Consider the following 426-nt stretch of genomic DNA (forward strand, 5'->3'; position numbering starts at 1 on the left):
CTGACCAGGAAACGGGTGAACCTCAATGGCAACAAATAAACGCACACTCAGTCGCATCGGTTTTTACTGCGGGCTGGCGCTGTTTCTCATCATCACGCTGTTTCCATTTTTTGTGATGCTGATGACCTCGTTCAAGGGCGCGAAAGAGGCGATCTCACTGCATCCTACGCTGCTGCCGCAGCAGTGGACGCTGGAGCATTACGTCGACATTTTTAACCCGATGATTTTCCCGTTTGTCGACTACTTCCGTAACAGTCTGGTGGTGTCTGTGGTTTCATCCGTGGTGGCGGTATTCCTCGGCATTCTTGGGGCTTACGCGCTTTCCCGCCTGCGCTTTAAAGGTCGGATGACCATCAACGCCAGCTTTTACACGGCGTATATGTTCTCTGGCATTTTGCTGGTGGTGCCGCTTTTCAAAATCATCAC

At 51.6% G+C, this 426-nt stretch carries 1 protein-coding gene; it reads left to right on the plus strand.

From position 1 onward, the window contains the following. Nucleotides 1–25: 25 nt before the first annotated feature. On the plus strand, nt 26–426 hold a 401-nt coding region (locus tag C3007_RS09880), incomplete at its 3' end, for an ABC transporter permease family protein (protein WP_133158417.1).

This window comes from Avibacterium gallinarum (assembly GCF_002921135.1).
GTDB classification, from domain to species: domain Bacteria; phylum Pseudomonadota; class Gammaproteobacteria; order Enterobacterales; family Pasteurellaceae; genus Avibacterium; species Avibacterium gallinarum.